The 14,372-nt window shown below is 39.4% G+C and carries 5 protein-coding genes; all 5 read left to right on the top strand.

The features are described from left to right. The first annotated feature begins 78 nt into the window (after positions 1-78). Positions 79-4,197 (top strand): Ig-like domain-containing protein, encoded by a 4,119-nt coding sequence (locus ACFSQ0_RS00490; protein ID WP_379042595.1) that lies wholly within the window; start codon positions 79-81, stop codon positions 4,195-4,197. Positions 4,198-4,258: 61 nt separating this feature from the next. Next, positions 4,259-7,060, top strand: a complete 2,802-nt coding sequence (locus tag ACFSQ0_RS00485; RefSeq protein WP_379042592.1) for a T9SS type B sorting domain-containing protein — start codon at positions 4,259-4,261, stop codon at positions 7,058-7,060. A gap of 63 nt (positions 7,061-7,123) precedes the next feature. Beyond that, positions 7,124-8,035, top strand: a complete 912-nt coding sequence (locus ACFSQ0_RS00480) for a PorP/SprF family type IX secretion system membrane protein (protein ID WP_379042589.1) — start codon at positions 7,124-7,126, stop codon at positions 8,033-8,035. Between the two features lie 26 nt (positions 8,036-8,061). Continuing rightward, a complete protein-coding gene (locus tag ACFSQ0_RS00475; RefSeq protein ID WP_379042586.1) occupies positions 8,062-9,942 on the top strand; it encodes an OmpA family protein in 1,881 nt (626 codons plus the stop codon). 229 nt (positions 9,943-10,171) lie between these two features. Further along, the coding region (locus ACFSQ0_RS00470) for a hypothetical protein (RefSeq protein ID WP_379042583.1) at positions 10,172-14,372 on the top strand (4,201 nt) is incomplete at its 3' end.

The raw sequence follows: 14,372 nt of genomic DNA, 5'->3' as shown, positions 1-14,372 counted from the left end.
TAGCACAGAGAGTGAATTTTATTGCTCTCTGTGTTAAAAAATATCTTATTATTGTAACACAACTAAATTTATTTAAATATGAAGAAAATATACTTGTATTTAAGCGTTATTACCTTGTTTATGACGTTTAGCAATTTACATTCTCAAGTCTTGGAGACTCAAAACTTCGAGGACGGCTCAATGGTCACCGACTTTCCAGGTTGGTTTTCTCCACTTCCGCCTTTTATTTTGACTACCTCTAATGCTTGTGAAGGGAGCCAAGCCATCAAAGCAGAGAATAATGCTACAACACTAAGTTCTTTTGTGCGTTATTTGTCGCCAAATACCACCACGGGTGAAGCCGTTACGGTATCCTTTGATTATAAAATTACAGGTTCTAATGGGACCACCCCGGTTACCGGTAATTTTGGAACCATTGACTTGCAGTACACTGCAGATGGTGGAACCACTTGGACTACCTACGAGACTTTAGATCAAACAGATGTGCAAGCTTCAGGTTGTGCTAATCATTCTTTTACTATTCCAGCAGCTAACTTGCCAGCTGGCTCAAATTTTGGTTGGAAACTAATTACCAACCGTCTGAATGGTAGCTTTCAAGTTTTTGTAGATGATTTTTATGCTTATGAAGAACTAGCTTGTATTCAACCGGTTTATGTAGATATCGATGAAACTTCGATTACAACTACTGGCGCAGATATTTCATGGCAAGACATAAACAATCCAAACGCTGCACAATATGAAGTGTCTGTATGTACACTACCTGGTTTACCTGGGAATGTTGCATTTTGTACCAACACTATTGTAACAGGCAATACTTCGCTTAGTTTAACAGGATTGAATGATGCAACCAACTATTACGTTTATATAAGAGCCCTTTGTGGAGGAACTAACGGAGATAGCAGTTGGTCTGAAGTAGTGGAGTTTCAAACTATTGCCATTGGTTCGAGCTGTAATGATCCTTTAGTGATTAATGCAGATCCAAATAATCCAGTTGCTGGAGACCTTCCTTATACTCAATCTGGCCAGACTATGGTTTATGGTGATTTTGAATCAGGAACCCCAGGTGCTAATTGTGGAGTAGCTACCGCTATCCTTAACGGATATGAAGTAGTTTATGAATATACAAGTTCGCAAGATGATATTCTTGAGGTTAACGTGACTAATTTACCAACCAACGCTAATGTTGGATTGTTTGTATATGAAAGTTGTGCCGATATAGGAAACTTCTGCGTTGCAGGTGGTTTTTCTGATGATGGAACACCAATCAATGTAAACAGTATTTTTATTAATCAAGGTGAAACTTATTACTTTGTTCTAGCAAGTACAGATAATACTTTTGAGCCATTAGATGCGTCTTTCACTATTGATATCGAAGGATTTGATTGTAATACTTGGACACCTCCAAACGGTGCTAGTAATATACAATTTGTATCAGGTCAAACTTTGAATGATTTTTCAGATTCATCTTTAGGGGTTCAGCCTACTATCACAGGAGCTACTTTAACTTGGTACCAAGATAATAACGGTGCGCAAGGAGCTGCAATTACTACCAACTTGGCTAGTATCAACTTAAACGATCAAGACGTATATTGGGTGACTCAAAATATTGGAACTTGTGAAAGCCCAGCTTTGCAGGTAACTTTTGATGAGTTTGACTGTAATACCGATTTAGCAGGAATTACCAGTACTACCAATGCTTATGTTTGTGAATCAGGATCAATGACTTTACAAGCTACCGCAGCAGATCCTACTAAAATTTATTGGTATGATGCGCCAACTGGTGGAGAGGTAGTAGGGGTAGGTAGTTCATTTACTACTCCTAACCTTACGCAAACAACTCCTTACTGGGTGTCTGAAGTGTTTTTAGGAGAAGGCCAAATTAACGGTCAGGCCAAGCCAGGACCTACTACCATTTCAACTTCAAGTTCTACAGATTATGGTCTAGATTTTACGGTTAACCAACCAATGACCATTGTTAGTATAGATGTATATTCTGCTGGTTCAGGTAATCTAGCTTTAGAATTGCAAGATGGAAGTGGAAACCCAACAGGTGATGTTGCATTAGTTCCATTAAATAGTGGTACCTCTAATAACCCTACTTTAACCAAAGTGAATTTAAATTGGGAAATTACTAATCCAGGTACTTACCGTTTGGTTAAAACCAATAATGCGAATTTATTATACAGTACTTCAAGTAATGCTACATTCCCATATGCTTTAGGGCAGTCGGGTGAAGTTACCGGAGGTAGAACAAGTTGGGGAACTTCAAGTAATTATTATTACTTCTATAATTGGACCATTACAGGACCTACCGTTCTTTGCGAAACAACAAGAACGCAAGTTGACGCAGTTGTAGAAGACATTATTCCAACTACTGTTTCAGCAGATAACACTTTAGTTTGTGTAGGTGACCCTGTGAATTTATCGGTAACTAGTACAGACCCAGATTATGTATATACTTGGGAATGGAATAGTGGTGGTCAATTGCAGACCGACACTGGTGCTAACATTACCGTTAATCCAAACGGAAATACAACTTATACCGTTACTGCTGTTAATTCAGTAACCAACTGTGAGTATGTAAACACTATTGATATTATCACAAAAGGTATTAGCTTCTTACCTGTAGCGCCATCAAGCGTAGACATTTGTAAGAATGATGTAGTTGCTTTAGAAGCGGGTAGTATTATTTATGATTTCGAATCAGGACCAATGGGATGGACCAATGTGAACAATTCAACAGTTCAAGTTTCTGGATTGAATCCAAATTCTTCAGATTGGGTAAAAGTGAATTCTCCTTATAGTATTAAGTTAACTTCAATCGCTAGTAACGATAATTCTTCGTTCTATATTTCAAATGCAGATGATTTAGGACCTGGAGCTAATCTAGATGCAAGTTTAGTTTCACCTTCTATTGATTTAGCAGGAGTATCTTCGGCAGAATTAACGTTCTACCACTACTTTAAAGGTTACTTTAGTAATATGACCAACCAAACTACTTCAGCTAGAGTGGAAGTTTCTGTAGATCAGGGTGCTTGGCAGTTGTTGAAGGAGTATGACGCCCCTTCGCCTGATGTAGGAACACCAGATAATTTTGCAATGCAAACTGTCGACCTTTCTAACTATACAGGTTCTAATGATGTACGCGTACGTTTCCGTCACGAAGGCGGTTGGGGATGGTATTGGGCTGTAGACAATGTCTCAGTTGCAAGATCTTACCTAGATGCGCAAGTGGAGTGGACACCTACTACCGATTTGTATTTTGATGATCAAGGAACTTTACCTTATGATGGTTCACCAGCTTCTGTGGTTTACGTAAAAGGAAATGCCAATGGGCAAACTACTTATACCGCAAGCTTAGATGTTTTAGGTTGTAACCCGGTGACCAATACTGTAACAGTAAATGTAACCGAGGTAGTTGCACCTACTGGAGCGGCTAACCAAACCTATACTGGTTCAGGAACCATTAGTGATCTAGTGGTAACAGGAACCAATTTGAAGTGGTATGTTTTAGATAATAATGGTGATTACCAACAGGTAACCATCAATGAGCCATTAAGCGATGGACAAACTTACTATGTGACACAGTCTACTAGTAATTGTGAAAGCGATTATCTTGCTGTGACAGTGGCAATGGAGTGTCCAGAAGCTACTAATGTAACGGTAAGCGCATCTAAGCAACCAGGCTCTACCACCGCAGGCATAGTGGTAACTTGGACAGAGCCTGCCATGTTAGATGGTGTGGTTGATTATGAGTTAATTCTTTTAGATAGCCAATCAAATCAAATAGCACAAAAGAATGTGGCCGTAGGTAATGACTTCGCTATATTCCAAAACTTAGCGCTAGATGAAGACTATACCTTAGAGTTCTCAACGATTTGTGATGGAAATAGTGCGAACCCGGTAAGAGGTAATACAGAAACAATTAACTTCGATACCAATAACTTAAGTAGCGCTAACCCAGCTTTTATCGGATTTAATTTTTACCCGAACCCAACTTCAAACTTGGTTAACTTTGAAAACCAAATTGAAATGGAGCGTTTAGAAGTGTATGACATTTCTGGTAAGCAAATTATGGTGAAGCAAGTAAATAATAACCGTGCGCAAATTGACTTTAGTGCATTAGCCTCGGGTAGTTATTTTGTGAAGGTAGTATCGAATCAAACCGCTAAAATGGTTAGAATAATAAGAGATTAATCAATTAAAATATGAGCAAGCTTAGTGGTTACTGAGCTTGCTCTTATAAAACTTTAATAAAATGAATATGAAATTACTCAACTTACCGCTAATAGATACCCGTTGGTTGGTTATATTAGTTGGTGTTTTAGGTTTCTCTATCAATTCGGCAATGGCTCAATGTACCACGCCGCCACCGGTTGGAGAATCCTTACAAGATTTTTGTTCTCAAACCAGTTGGAATAATGGAGGTTTTAACGTTTCTGAAGGAGATGTTTTAACCGATTTACTTATCTCTGGTGAGAATTTAACCTGGTATGATGATAACAATGGGGTTCCAGGAAACCCAATTGCTAATCCATCAGCCGAAGAAATGGTAGATGGGGCTACCTATTATGTAACCCAGACGCCAGCCGGAGGTTGTGAAAGTAACCCGTTAGTTATTACGGTAAACGACAAAGGCTGTGGTTGTATAGAAAACAGAACCTTTGAAACACAAGAGGGACAAGCCGATTATTCGGGTTATAGCTTTTATAAGCAACCCTATCAGGCGGGTCATAAAACTTGTGGAGGAACAACTTTAGGGGCTAATACTATAACTGGTGGAGATCAAGATGCATCGATTGTAGCTTCGGGAATAGATCCAATGGTTCAAACAGCCAATGTGCCTATGACCAATCCTAACAACCCAAGTTCGCAGCGTTCACTTAGATTGAATAGTAATAGTACTGGTCAGGTAGCACATGCAACAACCGAATTTGTGGCTGGAGAAGTTTTTGTTTTTAACTTTTCAATGATTTTGGAAAATCCGTCAAACCCACATACTTATGATGAATTACCGCACTTCCAGGTGAGAGTATATGATGTGGCTTCAGGCGATTTGTATGCCGATAGATGTATTGTATCTATCCCTACAGACTGTATTTTTACAGATGATACGGGTAACAACCTTTTATTTAGTGAATGGTCTTGCGTTAAAATAAATACACTTGGTTTAGTAGGCCAGCGTGTACGCGTTGAATTTACAGCAACCGACTGTACCTTAGGGGGTCACTACGGATATACGTATATAGATGATTTATTCGTGGGTGACGAGGCAGATGCAAATTGTGATGACCCTGCTTTTGGTTACGTTGCAATTGATAACCTACAAACCACAGGGAACAATGGAGAAGAAGGATGTGTGATTGGAGCAACCAGCACTACTACTGGTGCTTGTGGTACTTCTAATATTGCCGACGCTTTACCTTTTCCATTAGAAGTTTGTGGTACTTATGTATTGCCACAGAGTTCAGGAAATCCTGCTACAATTGATCAGTTTAGGTTAGATATCATTCAGAATAATACAGTAGTTGGTTCACTTACCAATCCTACTTTAGATCCGGTAAACGGAACTTTCTGTTTTACTGTAACAGCGCAAGATGTAAATGCTTCGCCATATGGACAATTTAATTTTGAAACCTATGCAGAATTCGGGTTAAACTGTGGTCAACCACAAGTGGTGCCAATAGATGATCAAACCTCTATAGATATTTGTCCAGATGCAGGTTGTCCTGCACCAATCACGGTTTGTGATGATACAGGAACAGGTATCGGTACTTTTGATCTAACTCAAGCAACACCTCAAATTCAAGCTTCTTGGGCGGCAGGTGATTTAGATATTACTTACTACGAAACCGAGGCAGATGCTTTTGCAGCAAGTGGAAATGAAATTACCAACCTATCGGCTTATAATAATACCATCGCTTATGAGCAAGTTATTTATGCTCGTGTAGATTGGAATCCAAACGGTGTTACCGGAAGTGATTGCTTCTACTTGGTAAAAGTTGAGCTAAATGTAGATGCTCTTCCAGTAATCAATATCGATACCGATAGAACCGTTTGTGGGTCTAGTTCATCGGTTTCTACAAATATTGTGGCTACACCAGATAACTTAGCAGATCTAGAAGATATTAAATATGTGTGGTTCAAAGACGGCGTACAGTTGCCACATACAGGTAGTTATTATACCGCTACAGAACCTGGTCAATATACCTTTACCGTATCGAATAATGATTGTGAGGTTTCAGAAACCGTAAACGTAGAAGTAATAGAGTTTGATGTAGATTTAGGAGACCCTATGGTAGAAATTTGTAGTAATTCTTCTTATACGATTACCGCTAATATTATTGACAATACTTCAGCAGGTATGGATATGAGTCAGGTAACCTACGCTTGGAGCAATGGTGAAACCACTCCTAGTATAGATGTTACTGAGTCTGGAGACTACTCAGTTGATGTAACTTACGAGGGTTGTACAGTAACCGAAATGATTAATGTACAATTGGCCATTGAACCAATTGTTTCTTTAGGAGAGGATATTACTTTCTGTGCGGGTGAGTCTAACCAATTGATGGCCGATGTTTCTAACTTTACCGATACTAGTGGCCTTGAATTTACTTGGTTTAGAGATGATGTTGAAATTACAGGAGAAACAGGAACTATGCTTAACGTAAGTGAAGCAGGTGTTTATAAAGTAAAAGTTAATCAAGTAGGAGTAGGTAATTGCTTTGGAGAATCAACGGTTAACGTAGGTTTCTATGCCAATGAAAATTGTGTGATTTCACAAGGTTTATCGCCTGATACTACCCCAGGAGAAAATGATAATTTTGACTTAGCTTTCTTAGATGACAGAACAGGAATAAGCTCTTTGCAGGTTTTTAACCGTTACGGAAGAATTGTTTTTGAAAAGAACAACTACAGAGATTCATTCATCGGTCAAGATAAAGATGGAAATAAATTACCAACAGGAACTTATTTCTATGTGATCGAATTCAAGCAAGAAGATGCTGTTTTTGGTAAATCTAAAAAAGGTTGGATTTACATTAACCGTGAGGCTAATTAATAATTGTATATCAAGCACCTCAACCTATGGGTGGGGTGCTTTATAAAACTTGAAATATTAAATATGAAAAAACTATATATTTTACTGTTCGCAGGGATGTCGCTTTTCGGTTTTGACGCCCAAGCGCAGCAAGATCCACAGTATACGCAGTATATGTACAATATGAACGTGGTGAACCCCGCTTATGCTGGCTCAAAAGAGAACTTGAGTATAGGCTTATTGTACAGAGATCAGTGGAGTGGTCTAGATGGTGCGCCCAAATCATTCACTTTCTCGGCTCATTCACCTGTAGGAGAAAAAACAGGATTAGGGCTATCGGCTATTTCAGATGAGATAGGGCCTGTAAAAGAAACTAACGTATATGCAGATTTCTCGTATACTTTAAACTTAGGGGCAACTACCAAGTTGGCTTTTGGTCTTAAAGCGGGAGCTACTTTTCACGATGTTAACTTGAATAGCCTGCAATTAGATGATTCGGCAGATCCAGCATTTGCCAGTAACATCAACAATACCTATCCTAATGTAGGTGCTGGTGTTTTGCTTTACGGAGACAATTACTACATCGGTTTATCGGCGCCAAACTTTCTTAAGTCAACTCACCTTGATGCAGATCCAGACGGGAGAGAGTATGGTAATGAAGAAATGCATTACTTTGCAACGGCCGGTTACGTTTTTCAGTTAGGAGAAAACTTAAAGTTTAAACCTTCTACCTTAGTTAAGGCTTCTTTTGAATCGCCTTTGTCATTCGATGTGAATGCTAACTTTTTATTCTATGACCGTTTTGAAATAGGGGCTTCTTACCGTTATGAAGATGCTATCAGTGGTTTGGTAGGAGTTAGAGCAACCGATTGGATGCATATTGGTTTTGCATATGATAACTCAATTTCTGATATCGATGAGCCTTCGTACGAAGCTTTCATCATATTTGATGTGTTCTTCAACAAGAAAACCTATAGATCGCCTCGTTACTTCTAATGCTAAAAACTTAAGTGAATTTAATTATGAGAAAAATATATTATTTATTTATACTTGGCTTTATGGGTTCTATGACCATGGGCTTTGCACAAAATTACGATGCCAAAAAGGCCGACAAATATTTTGAGCGCTTGCAATATGTAAAAGCAGCCGATAAATATTTAGATATCGTAGAAGACGGAGACGCAGATGCATATGTGTATGGGAGATTAGCTAAAAGCTACTACAATCTTTACAACACCAAAGAAGCAGAGCGTTATTATAAATTGTACCTAGAGACTGCAGAAGATGCTTCGGCAGAAGAGTATTACAACTATGCTCAAATGCTTAAAGCCAATAAAAAGTATGATTTAGCCCAAAAGGCGATGCAAGATTTTGCACAAAAGTTTCCAAGAGACGGTAGAGCACGTAGCTTTATGGCAAATCCTAACTATATGCAAGATTTGTTAAGCAAACAACCTGCTTACGAAATGATGGCTCTAGAGAACTTGAACTCAGAACTTTCAGATTTTGGAGCTTATGAATTCAATAATCAATTGTACTTTGTTTCTTCACGTAATAAATCAAGAAAAGATTACGGGTGGAACAAGCAACCAACTTTAGATGTTTATGTGGCTACCAAAATGGCTGGTGAATATTCAGAGGCTAGCTTGTTACCAGGAGATGTAAACTCTAAGTACCACGAAGGTACAGTGAGTATTACTCCAGACGGGCAAACTATGTATTTTACGCGTAATGATTATTACGACGGTGATTACGAAAAGGATAGCACAGGAATCAACCAATTAAAGGTTTTTAAAGCTACCTTGTTAGAAGGGGAGTGGGCAGATGTACAGCCTTTGCCTTTTAACAACTCAAACTATTCTACAGGTCATACTGCACTTAGCCCTGATGGTCGTACGCTTTACTTCTCTAGCGATATGCCAGGAGGAGAAGGTCAATCAGATTTATATAAAGTGAGCATCAATGAGGATGGTACCTTTGGTTCGCCTCAAAATTTGGGAACTGCAATCAATACTTCTGGTAGAGAAAGTTTCCCGTTTGTTGATGAAAACGGAATCTTATACTTCTCAAGTGATGGGCATTTAGGAGTAGGAGGATTAGATGTTTTTAAATACGAAAACGGTCAAGTTATCAATATCGGTAAACCGATTAATAGCGAAGGAGATGATTTCGCATTTGCTTACTACCCAAGTAGAGAATACGGTTTTGTGAGTTCAAATCGTGGCGAAGTTTTAGAAAATATCGCCAACGATAATATCTATATGTTCAAAGATATCATCAGAGATCTAGAGCTTATGGTAAACGTAATCAATATGGAAACGGGCGAAAGCATTGCTAATGCAGAAGTAGCGGTGTATAACCAAGCAGAAGAGAAGCTTAAATCTTCCGGTACCAACGCAAAAGGAAATGCTAAATTTGTTCTTTCTTCACAAGAAGATTATGCAGTTCAAGTTAATGCAGAAGAATACGAAAGTAATTCGGCTGCCGTTACTAGTGTAGAAGGACCTAAAAAAATCACTATCGAGCTTACGCCGATTAAACCGATGATTCAAGAAGAAGAAATTGTATTGAATCCTATCTACTTCGAGTTTGATAAGTCTGAAATTACCAAAGAAGGTGCTTATGAGCTAGACAGATTGGTGGCAATTATGAAAAAACACGACAGCTTAAAGATTTTTGTTCGTGCACATACCGATAAACGCGGTTCTGAAGCTTACAACTTACAGTTGTCTCAAGCTAGAGCCAAGAGCACGGTGCAATATGTTATCGATCAAGGTATAGATGCAAGTCGTATTGATGGAGAAGGTTACGGGGAGAGTCAACCAAAAGTTGAATGTTCACCTTGTACAGAAGAGCAATACCAAGAAAACCGTAGATCTGAATTTAAGATTGTTAAAGAATAGCTTAGCTTACTTTTAATCTCAAAAAAGCCTGTGATTGTTCACAGGCTTTTTTTGTTTTCATCATTTTTAAAAGAAAGGTTAAATACTTGTTAAGAGAAGTCCAAAAAATTGTTTAAATTTCGAAACTCAAAAATTATCATAAATAAAACAACTTTGAGGTAGGAGTTTTCCTTGCATAGTTGTTTTATAAGTAACCATTAAGATAAAAACTTGGATTAAAAGATTACTTATGAAGAAAATTACCCTACTACTACTGTTAGTACTCGCTAGGTTTGCGGCGTTTGGGCAATGTACACCTAACCTTACGGTGGCGTATACAGATCCTACCGCACCTGTGCTTTGTGCCGATCCAGCTACCGGACTCTATATTGTAGATCCGGCCTATGAACTTCAAATTACATTGGAAGATGCTGGGGGTGCGCCACTAACTTTTACGTTAAACAATAATGATTGGATTTATGTGGCTCCTGGTCAAACGGGACCATTGCCAAATCCTGGAGGTTCAGGTCAAACCTCACCTCCATTGCCTAGTGTGTATTGGAACGGTAACCCGCACGCAGGTGGTGCTGGTAACACCAATCCCGTCTCTGGGGCGCAAGATTATACCAGTTATCAATATACCGGTACCTTTACCATACCAGGTTGTGGGCAAGATACTTTTGATATTACTTTAATTACCACTGGTTTTACCTATGACGACTTGTGTAGGGGAGATGTAAAAGATTTAACCGATTTAGAAAACGATATCCCTATTTTGGGGAATTATCCTAGTATTACTTGGTACGATGATGCATTGGGAACCACCGTTTTACCGAGTAATACCCAATTGCAATTTAGGGAAATTTATTATGCCGATTTAGGTTTAGGTTGTGCTTTGGTGCCGGTGCAAATCAGTTCCAAATCGCCAGTACCCGAAGCGGCCAGTACGCAAGAATTTTGTACAGCGGCCACTTGGGCGGCTGCAGGTTTTCCTGCCCAGCCCGGTGACACCATAGAAGATTTAATTATTTGTGGTCAAAATTTAACCTGGTACTCAGATGCGGCGGGTACAACAGTTATTCCAACTAGTACGGCTTTGGTACAAGGGCAAACCTATTACGTAAGTCAAACTTTTTTAGGTTGTGAAAGTGATCTTTTGGCTATAACCGTGACAGAACAAGAGTGTGCTTGTTTGGAGAATCCAAGTTTCCAAGACCAAGGCGGTAATTTTGCTCCAGCTGGGTTTGATTTTTACTCCAATTCCTTTAGTAGTATTACGGCTTGTCAAGGGATGGATTATATGCCTGGAGCAACTTCGATAAACGGAGCCAGTATTCCAGCCAATGATCAAGCCGCAGCGATTTCTTATGCTACCGCCGGTAATAATATACCGGTTTTGACGCCTTATTCAGTATATATTCCTACCACCAGTCCTTTTGGTTGTTCTTCTAACTCTATTAAGTTGAATGATAACACTGGGGGAGGTAAAACCGTTGGTATTTTAGAAAAAGAATTTATCGCAGGTGAAGTGCTTGTCTTTGATTTTGCTTTGATTTTTGAGAATCCTTCAGATCATAGTTTTCCAGAGCAACCTTTTATGACGATTCGGGTATTTGATCAAAACGGAAATTTAGTACAAACCCGTTGTGTGGTGTCAAATCCGGAAGATTGTATATTTGAGATAGCTAATCCTAATAGCGGTCCAACGCCCATTCTGTATAGTGAATGGTCGTGTATTAAATTAAATACCGGTGAGTTACAAGGACAAAAAGCTAAATTGCAAGTAACCATTGGAGACTGTGATAGAGGCGGTCACTGGGCGACGGGTTATCTGGATAACTTTTACACCGGAGATGATGTAGCAGGGGTTTGCGATGATTCTGCTTTTGGTTATTTATCTATTATACCTTTGGATGATGGACCAGATACTTACGCTTCGTGTTCATTATTTGATGTTCCTCAAGATCCTAATTGTGCGCCAGCGCTACCTGCTTTGAACCCACAGTTCCCTATAGATGTATATTTTGATTATGATACCCCTATCGGTGGGCAGTTAAACGAATTGCAGTTTGATATCTTTGATGCAAATGGGAATTCGGTATACTCTCCCGTGCCTTCGACAGTAAGTACAGATCCTGTAACCGGTTATTATTACTACACTATTGATCAAACTGACATACCATCAGGTTATGGTACTTACAACTTTGTGGGTAATGCAGAGTATATAATGGATAATTGTGGTGGTGTAGGATATACCTACCCAGTACAGGCCATCAGTAATGGTTTTAAAATTTGTCCTACTGCCGGTTGTCCGCCAGCTGTTTCTTTCTGTGGTACCACAGGTTCTAGCTTTAGTGTAGACTTAGAAGATCCTAACACGCAAAGTGCCGTATTAGATGGTATGAATGCATCAGATCTTAACTTTACCTATTGGACAGATCAAAACGACGCCTTAAATGGTTCTGGTCCTTCACAGATTCCAGCAGCCAACATAAATAATTATACAGTAACCACTTCTACAACGGTGTACATCCGTATAGATGCTATACCAGCCATTGCCGATTGTTATGATGTAGTGCCTTTAGATATTTTAATCGGTGATGTGCCTGCTGTTCCAGCTACTATCGCAAATATGAATATTTGTGGTGGGGGAACTGTAGATTTAACCACTCAAGATGCGGCGGCTTCAGCGCAAGCTACCACAATGGTTAGCGTTACTTATTTTGACGATTTAAATAATGCACAAAATAATTTGTCTCCTATTGCCAATCCAACTAACTATAGTCCGGCAGTAACCACAACGGTATATGGCCGTGTAGAGAATGCAGAAGGTTGTTATGAAATCACAACTTTTGATGTAGTGGTAGGTACGCCACCAAATTACAACCCGCCAGCAAATATCGCGGAGTGTGATTTAGGTACCCAAGACGGATTTACGCAATTTGATCTAAATGCAGCGGCAAATCAAATAATTGGAGGAAACCCAAATACTTCGGTAGACTTCTATGAAACCCAAGCGGGAGCCGATGCACAAGATCCTAGCGATTTATTGCCTTTAAACTATACCAATACTACTGCCAACCAACAAACGATTTACGTGTATATAGAAGACACTTCTAACGGTTGTTATGTAGTAGAACCATTAACTTTAGATGTTATTCCTGCTCCAGTAGCCAATCCTGCTGGTCCGCTTTTTGCCTGTGACAGTGACGGCGATGGTAGCGAAGATTTTGTTTTAACCGCTATGGATAATACCATATCTGGAGGTGGAGCTAACTTAGCAGTAACCTATCATGCAAGCTTGGCTAATGCTCAAGCCGGTACAGCTGCTTTGAATTCGCCCTATACAGCTAGTGGTGCAACTACCACTATTTATGCACGTTTAGAAGATACTTCGGGTGCAGGTTGTTATGATACAGTAGCCATTGATTTAGAAATCGGTGATGCGCCAAATCTTCCTGCTTCTATACCTAATTTAGAAGCTTGTGACGATGCGCAAAACGGTGTTCAAACCTTTGATTTGACTTCACAAGCGGCGGCAATTACGGCTAATATGGCTAATCCCGCTGGTGCAACCTTAACTTATTATGCGAGTCAAACCGACTATAATAACGGTACGCCTATACCTGGCGCTAACCTTACGGCTTATGACAACATAAGCAATCCGCAAAGTATTGTGGTTGAAGTAGAAGGGGCTAATACTTGTATTGCAACCATTAGTTTTGACCTTGTAGTAAACCCATTACCAACGTATAATACGCCTAACTTGTACTCTATTTGTGATCAAGGAGCACAAGATGGTATTGCTACTTTCGATTTAAGTGTAGCAACCGCACAAATAACAGCTGGTTTTGCTAATCTTAACTTGAGTTATTATGAGCTTCAAGCAGATGCGAATGCTGCTAATACGAATACTTTAGCTAACAACTATGATAATACAACTCCTTACAATCAGACTATTTATGTATTGATTGAAGATACCACAACAGGTTGTACTATAGTAGATCAATTAGATTTAGAAGTAGTGGCTTCACCAACAGTGAATCCTGCGGGACCACTTGAATTGTGTGATGCGAATTTAGACGGTAGCGAAACATTTAATTTAGCCAGCCTAACGGCGACTATTGAAGGTGGAGCGGCAGGAAGTGTAACCACTACCTACCATCCTACACAAGCCGATGCAGACAATGCAACGGCAACGCTGCCCATGAATTACAGTACAGTAACTACTACAATTTATGCAAGAGTAGAAGATAACGGCCCTGCTGGTTGTTATAATACAATTGCAGTAGATCTTAATGTGTTGCCTAGTCCAGACCTGGTGACCAATCTACCGGCTTTAGAAGCTTGTGACGATGCGCAAAATGGTGTGCAGACCTTTGACTTAACCAGTCAATCTGCAGCCATTTTGGCCAATGAAGCAACACCAGCTAATTTCACCCTGACCTATT

This window comes from Mesonia sediminis, assembly GCF_042684705.1.
GTDB classification, from domain to species: Bacteria; Bacteroidota; Bacteroidia; order Flavobacteriales; family Flavobacteriaceae; genus Mesonia; species Mesonia sediminis.
The sequence above is the reverse complement of the archived record's forward strand: the minus strand, read 5'-3'. Positions and strand labels throughout refer to the sequence as shown.